The organism is Burkholderia sp. AU27893 (assembly GCF_002223205.1).
Taxonomy (GTDB): Bacteria; Pseudomonadota; Gammaproteobacteria; order Burkholderiales; family Burkholderiaceae; genus Burkholderia.
Genome location: NZ_NKFD01000004.1, coordinates 1,745,584 through 1,757,598 on the forward strand (window position 1 = coordinate 1,745,584; position 12,015 = coordinate 1,757,598).

Sequence of the window (12,015 nt, forward strand, 5' to 3'; positions counted from 1 at the left end):
GACTGGGTAGGTTTTTATGGAGGCAGGCCGGCGAACGCGCCGCCGGCGCGCCCGCCCGAAAGGCGATCTCAGCCGACCAGCTTGGTGTTGAGCCACGGCTGCTTCACGAGGCGCTCGGCCTCGAACTGGCGGATCTTGTCCGCGTGGCGCAGCGTGAGGCCGATGTCGTCGTAGCCGTTCAGCAGGCAGTACTTGCGGAACGCGGCGATCTCGAACGGATACTCGCGGCCGTCACCCGTGCGCACCACCTGCGCGTCGAGGTCGACCGTGACTTCGAAGCCGTTGAACGCGACCGTCTCGTTGAACAGGTGATCGACCTGCTGCTCGGTCAGCACGATCGGCAGCAGGCCGTTCTTGTAGCAGTTGTTGAAGAAAATATCGGCGAAGCTCGGCGCGATGATCGCGCGGAAGCCGTACTGCTGCAGCGCCCACGGTGCGTGCTCGCGCGAGCTGCCGCAGCCGAAGTTCTTGCGTGCGAGCAGCACGGATGCGCCCTGGTAGCGCGGCTGGTTCAGCACGAAGTCGGGATTCAGCGGACGCTTCGAGTTGTCCTGGCCCGGCTCGCCGTGATCGAGATAACGCCATTCGTCGAACGCGTTCGGACCGAAGCCGGTGCGCTTGATCGACTTCAGGAACTGCTTCGGGATGATCGCGTCGGTGTCGACGTTCTCGCGATCGAGCGGCGCCACGACGCCGGTATGCACTGTGAATTTTTCCATGATCCGTCTATCCGGTTGAAGGGCCGGCGTTCAGCCGGCGCACATCGACAAATTCTCGGTGGGGGCCGTCACTCCGCGGCGCGCTTCAGCGCGCTGCCGGCAGCGTTGACGTCCTGCCCGAAGCCCTGGACGGTATTGCAGCCCGCGAGGCCGAAACCCAGCCCCGCCAGCGCCAGCGCGGCAACCAGCCGCGCAATGACCTTCGATGCCGTCATGCGTTACCCCAGCTGGCGAATGTCGACGAAATGGCCTTCGATCGCCGCGGCTGCCGCCATCGCGGGGCTCACGAGGTGCGTGCGACCGCCCGCGCCCTGCCGGCCTTCGAAGTTGCGGTTCGACGTCGATGCGCAGCGCTCGCCCGGCTCGAGCCGGTCGGCATTCATCGCGAGGCACATCGAGCAGCCCGGCTCGCGCCATTCGAAGCCGGCGTCCGTGAACACCTTGTCGAGCCCTTCGCGCTCGGCCTGCGCCTTCACGAGGCCCGAGCCCGGCACGACCATCGCGAGCCGCACGTTCGACGCGACGCGACGGTTCAGCTTCTTCACGACATACGCGGCTGCGCGGATGTCTTCGATTCGCGCGTTCGTGCACGAGCCGATGAAGATCTTGTCGACCTTGATCGATTCGATCGGCGTGTTCGGCTCGAGCGCCATGTACGCCAGCGCACGCTCCATCGCATCGCGCTTGACCGGATCCTTCTCGCGCTCGGGATCGGGCACGCGGCCGTCGATCGACGTGACCATTTCCGGCGACGTGCCCCACGTGACCTGCGGGACGATCTCGGCTGCGTTCAGCTCGACCACGCGATCGAACTGCGCGCCGTCGTCCGACTTGAACTGGCGCCAGTATTCGACGGCCTGGTCCCATTCCGCGCCGGTCGGCACGAACGGGCGGCCCTTCAGGTAGTCGATCGTCGTGTCGTCGACGGCAACCATGCCTGCACGCGCACCGGCCTCGATCGCCATGTTGCAGACGGTCATGCGGCCTTCCATCGTCAGCGCGCGAATCGTCGAGCCGCCGAATTCGATCGCGTAGCCCGTGCCGCCGGCCGTGCCGATCTTGCCGATGATCGCGAGCACGATGTCCTTCGCGGTACAGCCGCGCGGCAGCGTGCCCTCGACCTTCACGAGCATGTTCTTGCTCTTCTTCTGCAACAGGGTTTGCGTGGCGAGCACGTGCTCGACTTCCGACGTGCCGATGCCGTGCGCGAGCGCACCGAATGCGCCGTGCGTCGACGTATGCGAATCGCCGCACACGATCGTCATGCCCGGCAGCGTCGCGCCCTGTTCCGGCCCGATGATGTGGACGATGCCCTGGCGCACGTCGTTCATCTTGAACTGCGTGATGCCGAACGCATCGCAGTTCGCGTCGAGCGTGTCGACCTGGAGCTTCGAGACGGGATCGGCGATGCCGTGGCTGCGATCGGTGGTCGGCACGTTGTGGTCCGACACGGCCAGGTTCGCGCTGATGCGCCACACCGGACGCTGCGCCATCTTCAGCCCTTCGAACGCCTGCGGGCTCGTGACTTCATGCAGCAGCTGACGGTCGATGTAGAGCAGGGTCGTGCCGTCTTCCTCGGTGTGGACCACGTGGGTGTTCCACAGTTTGTCGTAGAGAGTCTGTGCCATGGGTATGCGGGGTCGTTGTGACTACAAGCCTTGCGGATGTGATCGATTATGCCACGCAAAATCGGCCCATGGAGTACCACGATAACGAAAAAAGTGAATAAAAACAGTGAGTTGGGTGGTACACGCGATACCCGGATAAGCATTACCCGGCAACGCGGACACCACGGCGCGGTGGCCCCGGCCGCCACCGCGCCGCGCATGTCACGGCGACACGCGAAAGGACATGACGGTCCCGGAATGGAAGAGATTGATGAACGAGAGATGTTCCGCGAAGGTCCGGCAGCGTCAGCCGTTCGGGTATTCGCGGTTGATCAGGTCGAGCCGCAGCATGCCCAGTTGCACGCCGACGTTGCTCAGCAGGTAGAGATCGCGGCGGCGCAATGCCGGCATCTGCGCGGACGCGTCGTAAAGCGACGGCAGCGTCAGGCCCGCCGGCACCGCGGCCTGCATCCCCGCGGCATTCGACACGCGCACGACAAGCGACGCCTGATCCGCATGGGTGACGACACCGACGTTGCCGAGTGCCGCAGCCGAGCCGGCCTGCTTGACGATCGCGGCGGCGATGCCGTCAGGCGTCGGTATCGGGCTGCCGGCGGCCGCGGCCGGGGTCGCGATCGACGTCACGCCGGCCGTCAGCCCGTATTTCGACGCGAGCACGCTCGCGACTTCCTGCTGCGCGAAGATCCGCACGGCAACCTTCTGGTGCAGCAGGAACACGGCGTCGGCAATCGCCTCGTTCACCGGGCCCGGCGCCGCCGCAGCGCGACTGCCGAAGCTGAAGGCGGCAATCGTGTTGATGGTCGTGTTCGGGACGGTCGGCGGCAGCCACGAGAAAAACGGGTCGAACAGGTAGCCGGTCTCGTCGGCGGCGGCTGTGCGGTCGTTCAGTTCGTTCGTCAGCTTGCCGAGCATCTGGCGTTGGAGTTCGGCGTCTGAAACAGGCGCGTCGTTCGCGAAGGCCGGCGCACTGGCGGCGCCGGTCGCGGCCAGCGCGGAAGCGGAAACGGAAGCGAGAAAATGGCGGCGGGTCTGCATGGTCATCGGAATCGGGAAAGAGAAAATGCGTCAGCCCTTCGGGAACGCCTGCATCGTCGCGCCGATCGCACGGCCGAGCATCTGCGCATACATGTCGTGCACGAGGTAGAGGCTGCGGTTACGCGTCCACGGCTGGCCCGACTGCGGGTCGTAAAGCGTCGGCAACGACACCTCGGCAACCGCGGCCGCCTTCATGCCCGCCTGTTGCGAGGTCTGGATGCAGCGCTTTGCGTGATCCCGATGACCGACCACCGCGACGCTGCCCATCGCGACCGCGCCGCCCGCGCGCGCCACGGCCTCGGCGGCCACACCCGCCGTACTCAGGTACACGATCGTGCCGTCGCTCGCGATCACGGGCTCGATCGACGACAGCACGTCGGCGCCCATCCCGTATTTCGACACGAGAAAGCGCGCAATCTCCCACTGCGCGTAGACCTTGACCGGTTTCAGTTGCCGAATACGGTAGACGGCGTCCGCGAGCGCTTCGTTGACGGGCCCCGGATCGGGCAGCGCGGACTGGTTGCCGCCCGTGCTCGACGTATTGCCGCTTGCCGCGTTCGGGCGATTGCCGAAGCTGTATGCGACGATCGCGCCGATTTGCGCGGCCGGCACCGTCGGCAGGTCCCACGTAAAGCCGACATCGGTCAGCGCAGGCACGATCGCGTTGACCGTCGCCGCGTCGCCGAGCTGCGCGTTGAGCTTCGCGGACATCTGCGCGGCCAGCGCCGCATCAGTGACGGGCGCCGACGTGACGTCGTCACCGCCGCATGCGCTCAACAACGGCGCCACGGCAACCGCGGGGGCGGCAGCCAGGAATTTTCTGCGTAAAAAAGCCGACGGGGTTCGATTCATGAGAAATACGAAATGATGCGAGCAACGCCGGCAGCCGATCACGACGTTGCAAATCGCGGGTTCACGGGAATGACAACCTGATGCGTCGCGCGGTTGGGCGATGAATGGCAGGGGCGACGCTCGAATCGAATCGCTGCGCATCGGTCGATCGACGATGCGGGATCGTAGTGGGCGTTTATTAAATCGCGGTGAACCTGTCGATCGAATGCGGACGATCGTCACGCTGTTTCATCGATGGACGCACGCGTTTCATCCATGGCGAGCATGTGCGGCCACCGTTTCATCGGTGGCGAGCGACGTGATTCGCTTGCCTCGTCGCGCGCTGCACATCGCGCTCCTGATTTCGAGATACGATGGCGCAACGCGCACGCCCCCACGATCCAGACCTGGAGCCCTCCCCATGAAGCTCGGCCTGAATGAATCGCTCGCCCACCTCGACGAACAAGGCACGCTGTTCACGACGCTGTTTCGCCACGGCACGCTGGACGTCGAGCTGTACCGGCCGCGCATCGACGACAAGCAGAAGCCGCATACGCGCGACGAGGTCTACGCAATCGCCACGGGCACGTCGCGCTTCGTCGTCGACGGACGCGAATGCGAAATCGCGGCCGGCGACGTGCTGTTCGTCCCGGCACACGCCGAGCACCGCTTCATCGGCTTCTCCGACGACTTCTCGACGTGGGTGTTCTTCTACGGCCCTGAAGGCGGCGAGCGCGGCGCGTAACGCATGTACGACGCACGCGGCACTTTTCCTGCGATCGCCTAGACTGTCTATTCGCAGCGGGTGGCGCGCGACGCGTGGCCGCCCGGTCGTCACGATGCCGGCAACAGCCGGTTCAACGAACGGGAAGACAGCATGCGATACGAACTGTATTACTGGCCCGAGATCCAGGGCCGGGGCGAGTACGTGCGGCTCGCGCTCGAAGCGGCCGAAGCCGACTATGTCGACGTCGCGCGTGAATCGGGGCGCGGCATGGGCGTGCCGGCCATGATGCGGATGATGGACAGCTCGAAGGCGGAATGCGTGCCGTTCGCGCCGCCGTTCCTGAAGGCCGGCGACGTCGTCATCGGGCAGACCGCGAACATCCTGCTGTTTCTCGGCGCGCGGCTGGGGCTCGCGCCCGACGACGAAGCCGGCCGGCTGTGGGTGCACCAGCTTCAGTTGACCGTCGCCGATTTCGTCACCGAGATCCACGACACGCACCATCCGATCGCAAGCGGCCTCTACTACGAGGATCAGCAGGCGGAAGCCGCCGAGCGTGCCGCCGATTTCCTCGAAAACCGGCTGCCGAAATTCCTCGGATACTTCGAGCGTGTGCTCGAACAGAATCCGCACAAGAGCGGCTACCTCGCCGGCAACGCACTCAGCTATGCGGACCTGTCGATGTTCCAGTTGATCGAGGGCCTGCGCTACGCGTTTCCGAAAGCGATGAAGCGTGCGGAGCGGCAGATCGCGGCGCTGGTTGCACTGCACGACCGCGTTGCACTGCATCCGCCTGTCGCGTTCTATCTCGAGTCGGACCGCCGCATCCCGTTCAACGACATGGGCATCTTCCGGCACTATCCCGAACTGGACAAGTAACGCCGGCACGGGATGCGCATCGCTTCCCTCATGCAGGGCAGCGGATGCGCCCTGCTCACGCGGCGACCGGCGTCTCGTGCAGATGACGCCGCACGCCAGCCGCACGCATCGGAGCCGGCCGGACAAAACATGCCGGCTCCCGTTATCGCGCTTTCCATACCAGGCAGTCAGTGCGACTGCCCGCGCTGCGTGGCCGCGGCATCGACGGCCTCGACCGAACGCGTGAGCCACGGCCCGATGTCCATCTCCTCGTAGCGCACGAGCCGGCTCTTGCGCGCACGGCGATACGCCCACCAGATCGCGACGAACAGCGGAATCCACACGTAGATCGACAGCACTTCCATCCAGTCGATGCGGGCCGCGAAGAACGCCTGGTAATCCTGCCCGAGCGAAATCACGATGCAGATCGCGATCGCGAACAGCGGCCCGAACGGGAACCATTTCGCACGGTACGGCAACTGATCGAGCCGGTAGCCCTGCTTCAGGAACCCCTTGCGGAACCGGTAATGGCAGACCGCGATGCCGAGCCACGCGATAAAGCCCGTGATGCCGACCGTATTCAGCAGCCACAGATAGATGCTCTGGTTGTTGGCCAGCGACGTGAGGAAGCACAGCCCGCCGACGGCCATCGTCGCGTACAGCGCGTTGCGCGGCACGCCGCCCGGCGACAGCGTCGCGAACATCGCCGGCGCGCGCCCTTCCGCCGCGAGGTTGTACAGCATCCGCGTGGCCGCGTAAGTCCCGGAATTGCCGGCCGACAGCACGGCCGTCAGGATCACGAGATTCATCGCGCCGGCCGCGAGCCGGAAACCCGCGTGGCTGAACACCAGCGTGAACGGGCTCACGCCGATGTCGGTCACGTCGCTCTTCAGCAGGTTCGGGTCCGTGTACGGCACCAGCAGCCCGATCACGAAGATCGCGAACACGTAGAACAGCATGATCCGCCAGAAGATCTGCTTCACCGCACGCGGGATCGTCTTGCGCGGGTTTTCCGATTCGCCGGCCGTGATCCCGACCAGCTCGGTGCCGAGAAACGAGAAACCCGCGATCAGCGCGACGCTCATCATTGCGTGCACGCCGCCGACGAACGGCGCATCGCCCGTCGTGAAGTTGCGCAAGCCGACCGGATGCCCGTTCCCGATCAGGCCGGCGGCGATCAGCAGCCCGGCCGCGATGAACGCGACCACGGTGACCACCTTGATCAGCGAGAACCAGTATTCCGATTCGCCGAAACCGCGCACCGACAGCGTATTCAGCAGGAAGATCAGCACGAGGAAACCCGCGCCCCACCAGATGCCGGGCAGGGTTGGAAACCAGTAGCGCATCACGATCTGCGCGGCGACCAGCTCGATCGCGATCGTCACGGCCCAGCTGTACCAGTAGGTCCAGCCGAGCGCGACGCCGAAGCCTTCGTCGACGTACTTCTCACCGTAGATCGCGAACGAGCCCGATACCGGCATCAGCGCGGCCATCTCGCCGAGGCCCGTGACGACGAAGTACACCATCAGCCCGATCGCGATATACGCGGCGATCGCCCCGCCCGGCCCCGCCTGCGCGACCGACGCCCCCGACGCGACGAACAGCCCCGTGCCGATCGAGCCGCCGATCGCGATCATCGCGATGTGGCGGCCCTGCAGACGGCGTTTCAGCGTCGTCCCGGACGGTGCGGCCGTCTCCGCTGCCGCTTGCAAAGCATCCATAGTGTTCACCCTGATTGGATTCAGGCCCGACGATTTGATTCGGAATGCAAATCGTCAGGCCGGGTCATTCGCGTCGAAGCCGGTCCTTCCCGGCCGCATCACACGACGCTGCGCTTGATCGCCTGCAGTTCGGCCGTCGTCACGATCTTCTCGATCCGGAACCGCGGGCTTTCCAGCCACAGGTTCGCGATCCGCCGGTACTCGTCGAGATCCTCGCACGCGAGCCGCACGAGAAAATCGAACGTGCCGCTGACGAGCCAGCAATCGAGCACGGCCGGATTCGCCCGCATTTCGTCCTCGAACGGCGCCTGCGAACGCCCGTGGTCGGCCAGCGTGATCTGCGCGATCACGACGATCGGCTTGGTCGCGCGCGGCGCCTTGATCACCGCGCGGTACCCTTCGATCACCCCAAGCGCCTCGAGCCGCTCCACGCGCGCCTGGCACGGCCGCGGCGTGAGGTTCACGAGCTCGGACAGCTTCCGGTAGGAAATCCGCCCGTCGGTGCGCAGGATGTCGAGGATCCGGAGATCGATCTTGTCGAGCTGCATCTTCTTGTCGGTCATCCGCGTTCGCTCCGGTCGGGTCGTGGCTGGTGCGCGGAACGTCTCCGGTTCCGCGCGGGGGCCACATTATCCGGCCGAAGCGGCCGCGCGCCAATCGGCTAGAACCGCAGCGACAGGCAGGTCAGGCCGCCGTCCATCTTGCGGAACTCGCTCGTATCGATCACGTGCAGCGGCAGCCCGAGCGACGCGATCTTGTCGTGCACGTGCGGGTAGCCGGCCGGGGTGATCAGCGTGCCGTTCACGCGCAGCGTGTTGCCCGCGTATTCGTCGGCGGCCGAGATCGCGATCCGGCGATAGCCGGCGAAGGCCGGATGCGCGGCCAGCGATTCGGTCACGAGCAGCGTGTCGTCGCCGAGCGCGTTGACGACCGACTTGAGATGCAGGCCGGCGCCCACCGGCACCGCGACGACCGAGTAGCCGTAGCGCGACACGAGCGACTCGAACGCGGCGATGCCTTCGGCGTCGGTGCGGCCCGTCAGGCCGATGTAGAAGCGCTTGCCGACCTGCATCACGTCCCCGCCGTCGAGCCGGCCGTCCTGCATCGGCAGCAGGTCGCGATGCGCGGCCAGCGCCGCTTCGATGTGCACCGTCTCGCCCCGCCGCGCCGGCGCACCGGGGCGCGTGATCACCGCGAATTCCGGCGTCACGACCGCGGTGTCCTCGACGAAGTGCGAATCGGGGAATGCCTCCAGCGGCGGCAGTTCGGTCAGCGCGACGCCGAGCGTGCGCAGCGCTTCGCAGTAAGCGTGGAACTGGGTGAGCGTCTTGTCGTAATCGGGCGCGCCGAGCTCGGCGGTGGTCAGGCCCGCGCCACAGGACGGCGCGGGGCGGCGAACGATCGCTTGCGTGAATTGCATCGACTCCTCCATGGTCAGCGCCACATCCGTGCTTCATACGGAGCGGCTGCGTTGTGTCCGGACCATTATCGGAAGCCAAATTGCGCAATTCGCGTCGATTTCGGCTGCGCCGGCAGCCGATTGCGTCGAATTGCGCGCGGCGCGCAGCCGATTCGGCAGCCTGCCGTGCGCCGCCCGGCGCGCCGCCGCCTTCTCATGCGGCATGCTTGCTACACGCCCGCCCCGAACCCCATCTGCGAACGGCCGAGCGCCGTGAGATCGCCCTCCCCGCCCCGTCCGTCGAATTCGACCTCGAAATGATCGGCCGGGAAATCGGGCGGGCTCTCGCCGCGCAGGAACGCAGCGCGCTGGCGCTGCAGGTATGCGTCGTTCTTCGCGCAACCGGGCGCGGCCGCGATGTACATCACGTTGCTGTCGCCGCTGCCGCGGTGCGCATCCTCGACCGCGTGCACGACGTCGCCGTGCCAGAACACCGCGTCGCCCGGCTCCATGTGCGGGATCGGCACCAGCGCGTCGAGCAGCAGCGCGTGCCATTCGGGCCGGATCGACAGCGCGCGGCCCGGGCGCGCACCGCACAGGTCGTCGTCGGCCACATCGTCCTGCAGCGCACGCAGCACGACGTAGGCCATCGCGTTCGCCACCGGAATCAACTGCAGCGTGCCGTCGCCGGGCCCCTGCGGCGTCAGTGCGGTCCAGCCCTGGAACGTGCGGAACATCGAGCACACGGCCGGCGACGGAATCTCCTCGACGTCGGGACGGAACGCCGCATCGTACGGGTCGTAATCGCGCCAGCGGCCGGCCAGCACGTGACGGTAGACCTTGCGGAAATTCGCGCCGAGCCAGCGTTCGACGGAACCGCCGTCGACATGCGGCGACAGCCCGAGCGACGTCGAGCCGGGCGGGCGGCGACGAATCCGGTCCGCATAGGCCGGCACCTGGTCGGGATCGAAGTGCATGCGACCGCCGTCCGGGTGCCGCCACAGGCGGTTCAGGAACACGCGCGCTTGAGTCAGGGCCGGCGACTGGCGCGCAGCCACCTGCGGCTTCGACCAGTAGACGCCGTAGATCTGCGGCTTGCCCGACGCGAGGTTGCCGAAATAGCGGTCCTCGGCACGTGCGTGCAGCCGGTCGGTGAAGCGGTTCGCGTCCAGGTAGGCACCGATCTCGTCGTTCCAGTCGCGCGCCTGCTGCGCATCGAATACGCCACGGATCACGACCGCGCCATGCGTGCGGATCGCGGCAACCGCATGCAGATCGACGCTCCCTCTCGCGATGTCCGCAAACGGCACCACCGGAATCACGTCATGGCCATGCGCATGCGCACGCCGAATCGCGTCGACCTGCCGCGCAATATCGCCCTCCAGTTCGCGGAACGTGGCCGCATAACCGGGGAGGTTGGCGCGCAGCGCCCTTTTCGCGTCGCGAATCGCGGCAGGCAGGTCGTCAATCGTCAGTTGCATCGTGGTCTCCTCGCTGACAGGTGTCGTGATGTGCCGTCAGCGTACGGCCGGCACGCGACCGCGATTACCACTATCCGGCCAACTATCGATACAATCCTGACAACCGCGCGTCACGCCGGACGATGACAGACCACGCACAGCTTGTTGCCGTCCGGATCGCGGAAATAGGCGCCGTAGTAGTCGCGGTGATAGTCCGGCCGCAGGCCCGGCGGCCCTTCGCAAGTGCCGCCGTGGTGCAGCGCGAGCGCGTGGCAGCGATCGACGTGCGCGCGGGTCGGCGCAACGAACGCGATCGTGTGGCCGTTGCCCGGTTCGGGCGCGCGACCGTCGAGCGGGTGGCCGAAGAAGAACAGCGGCCGGTCGGTGTCGGCCGGCATCCAGCCCGACCAGCCGTCCGGCTCGCGGAATTTCAGGCGCAGCCCGAGTTCCGCGAACAGCGGCGCGTAGAAATCGTAGGCGCGCGCGGTGTCGGCCACCCCCACGCAAATATGTGAAAACATGGCATCGCTCCGTCGTGACGATCGCTCACGATCATGCCACGGCGCGATGCCGGCGCTCCCCCGGAGGCCGCAATGAAACCGCAGTACGAGCACGTCACGTTCGCCCCCGGCTGTTCGATCCGCGTCTATCACCGCCAGCTCGCGCGCATCCCGTTCGAATGGCATCGCCATCCCGAGTACGAACTGACGCTGACGCTCAACAGCCGCGGCCGGCGCTTCATCGGCGATCACGTCGCGCACTACGCGGACGACGACCTGGTGCTCGTGCCGCCCAACCTGCCGCATACGTGGTCGTCGAATGCACGCATCGATCGCGATGCGCCTGAAGTCGCGCTCGTCATCTGGTTCGACGGCGACTGGGCACGGCGTCTGGCCGACTGTTGCCCCGAATACGCGCCGCTGCGCTCACTGCTGCGGCGTGCCGCACCGGGCCTGCGCTTCGATACGGACGCGGCCCGCGCGATGCGCGCACGGCTGCCGCAGCTGCTCGATCCGTCGCCGCGCACGCGGCTCGCGGCCACGCTCGACACGCTCGTCGATCTCGCGGAAGCCGGCGGCGAACCGCTCGCCACCGCGCACGCGTACGAGCGCACCCACGGCACGACACGCCAAACCGACGCAGCCGCCCCCGAAGCCGAACGCCTCGACCGCGTGCTCGACGCGATCGACCGGCACTTCCACGAGCCGTTGCGCATCGACGCACTCGCCGCCACCGCGCACATGTCCGAACGCACGTTGCAGCGCCTGTTCGTCCGGCATCTCGGCGAAAGCGTCGGCCGCTACGTGCAGCGGTTGCGGCTCGCGCACGCATGCCGTCATCTCGTCGGCACCGACTGGCCGATCGCGACCGTGGCCGCGCGCTGCGGCATTCCGAATGCCGCGAACTTCAATCGCCAGTTCCTCGCCGCACGCGGGATGACGCCCGGCGCATACCGGCAATTCTTCGTGCAGCACGGCCACGCGCCCGATCACGACACGCCCGCACTCGACACGCGGCCGCCGTCGCTGGAACGCCACGCGGGCCGGGGCGAACCGCCGCCGCCCAAATGAAAACACCCCGACGGGATGACCCGTCGGGGTGTCGTGGCGTTGCGATCGCCCGACGCGAGCGGCCTGCCG

Annotated in this window: 13 protein-coding genes; 3 read left to right on the forward strand and 10 right to left on the reverse strand. The window is 66.8% G+C overall.

The genetic code is table 11. The features are described 5' to 3' along the window. Positions 1 to 68: 68 nt before the first annotated feature. The 5 genes from leuD to CFB47_RS27625 all read right to left on the reverse strand — a co-directional run bounded on the left by leuD (position 69) and on the right by CFB47_RS27625 (position 4,234). Entirely contained in the window at positions 69 to 719 is a 651-nt protein-coding gene (gene leuD / locus CFB47_RS27605) for a 3-isopropylmalate dehydratase small subunit (protein ID WP_089442933.1), read from the reverse strand. 68 nt (positions 720 to 787) lie between these two features. Beyond that, complete coding sequence (locus CFB47_RS27610) at positions 788 to 934, reverse strand: entericidin A/B family lipoprotein (protein ID WP_089442934.1); 147 nt, start codon at positions 932 to 934, stop codon at positions 788 to 790. A gap of 3 nt (positions 935 to 937) precedes the next feature. Continuing rightward, entirely contained in the window at positions 938 to 2,347 is a 1,410-nt protein-coding gene (gene leuC / locus CFB47_RS27615) for a 3-isopropylmalate dehydratase large subunit (protein ID WP_039358286.1), read from the reverse strand. Positions 2,348 to 2,632: 285 nt separating this feature from the next. Continuing rightward, a complete protein-coding gene (locus CFB47_RS27620) occupies positions 2,633 to 3,382 on the reverse strand; it encodes a Tat pathway signal protein (protein ID WP_089462909.1) in 750 nt (249 codons plus the stop codon). A 30-nt stretch (positions 3,383 to 3,412) separates the two neighbouring features. Then, a complete protein-coding gene (locus tag CFB47_RS27625) occupies positions 3,413 to 4,234 on the reverse strand; it encodes a hypothetical protein (RefSeq protein ID WP_089462910.1) in 822 nt (273 codons plus the stop codon). A gap of 400 nt (positions 4,235 to 4,634) precedes the next feature. Here CFB47_RS27625 and CFB47_RS27630 point away from each other — a divergent pair, with 400 nt between their 5' ends. Together CFB47_RS27630 and CFB47_RS27635 are read left to right on the forward strand one after the other, a co-directional pair. Next, positions 4,635 to 4,958 (forward strand): cupin domain-containing protein, encoded by a 324-nt coding sequence (locus CFB47_RS27630; RefSeq protein ID WP_089442936.1) that lies wholly within the window; start codon positions 4,635 to 4,637, stop codon positions 4,956 to 4,958. 132 nt (positions 4,959 to 5,090) lie between these two features. Next, complete coding sequence (locus CFB47_RS27635) at positions 5,091 to 5,816, forward strand: glutathione S-transferase (protein WP_089443371.1); 726 nt, start codon at positions 5,091 to 5,093, stop codon at positions 5,814 to 5,816. A gap of 167 nt (positions 5,817 to 5,983) precedes the next feature. Here the strand turns inward: CFB47_RS27635 and CFB47_RS27640 are convergent, their stop codons facing one another. The 5 genes from CFB47_RS27640 to CFB47_RS27660 all read right to left on the reverse strand — a co-directional run bounded on the left by CFB47_RS27640 (position 5,984) and on the right by CFB47_RS27660 (position 10,896). Continuing rightward, the gene (locus CFB47_RS27640; protein ID WP_089442937.1) at positions 5,984 to 7,516 is read right to left on the reverse strand and encodes an amino acid permease; all 1,533 of its coding nucleotides are present in this window, start codon (positions 7,514 to 7,516) and stop codon (positions 5,984 to 5,986) included. Positions 7,517 to 7,614: 98 nt separating this feature from the next. Continuing rightward, on the reverse strand, positions 7,615 to 8,079 hold the full coding sequence (locus tag CFB47_RS27645; RefSeq protein WP_089427955.1) for an Lrp/AsnC family transcriptional regulator: 465 nt from the start codon (positions 8,077 to 8,079) through the stop codon (positions 7,615 to 7,617). Between the two features lie 98 nt (positions 8,080 to 8,177). Beyond that, complete coding sequence (locus CFB47_RS27650) at positions 8,178 to 8,936, reverse strand: dimethylarginine dimethylaminohydrolase family protein (protein ID WP_089463569.1); 759 nt, start codon at positions 8,934 to 8,936, stop codon at positions 8,178 to 8,180. A gap of 209 nt (positions 8,937 to 9,145) precedes the next feature. Further along, on the reverse strand, positions 9,146 to 10,396 hold the full coding sequence (locus tag CFB47_RS27655) for a DUF1479 domain-containing protein (RefSeq protein ID WP_089462911.1): 1,251 nt from the start codon (positions 10,394 to 10,396) through the stop codon (positions 9,146 to 9,148). A gap of 110 nt (positions 10,397 to 10,506) precedes the next feature. Next, positions 10,507 to 10,896, reverse strand: coding sequence for a VOC family protein (locus CFB47_RS27660; RefSeq protein ID WP_089462912.1), 390 nt, complete (start codon positions 10,894 to 10,896; stop codon positions 10,507 to 10,509). Positions 10,897 to 10,968: 72 nt separating this feature from the next. Here CFB47_RS27660 and CFB47_RS27665 point away from each other — a divergent pair, with 72 nt between their 5' ends. Then, a complete protein-coding gene (locus CFB47_RS27665) occupies positions 10,969 to 11,946 on the forward strand; it encodes an AraC family transcriptional regulator (protein ID WP_089462913.1) in 978 nt (325 codons plus the stop codon). Positions 11,947 to 12,015 lie beyond the last annotated feature (69 nt).